Source organism: Bradyrhizobium sp. NBAIM08 (assembly GCF_020193935.1).
GTDB lineage: Bacteria > Pseudomonadota > Alphaproteobacteria > Rhizobiales > Xanthobacteraceae > Bradyrhizobium > Bradyrhizobium yuanmingense.
In genome coordinates this window covers 1-393 of sequence record NZ_JADYVR010001146.1, presented here as the reverse complement: position 1 = coordinate 393, position 393 = coordinate 1, and the positions used below count along the sequence as shown (strand labels likewise).

Here is a 393-nt window from a genome sequence, read left to right as displayed (position 1 = left end):
CTCCTTCGACGAGAACGCGGGGACCACGCTCGGTGACTCCTCAGGCGCACACCGTGATGGAACCATCGCCAACGCGACATGGACGACCGGCAAGTTCGGCTCCGCGCTGAACTTCAACGGGTCCAACGCCAGCGTCTCGCTGCCCGCGCTCGGCACCTTCTACAAGACGAGCTACACGCTCGAGGCGTGGGTGAACAAGGCCGGCGCGACGAAGGACGTCGGCATCCTCGGCGCCTGGAACTATCCCGCCGGCGGGCCGATGCTGTGGGTCGACCACATCGACGGGCGCTACTACGGGACGCTCAACACCGGCATGTCGAGCTACGTGGATTCGGCGCGCACGCCGACGCCCGGCACCTGGCAGCACCTCGTGGTCACCTATGACGGCACCAC

General features: G+C 66.9%; 1 protein-coding gene. It reads left to right on the top strand.

Going from position 1 to position 393, the window contains the following annotated elements; genetic code table 11:
- A partial coding sequence (locus tag I6F37_RS43885; protein ID WP_225154968.1) for a LamG domain-containing protein occupies positions 1–393 on the top strand: 393 nt, incomplete at both ends.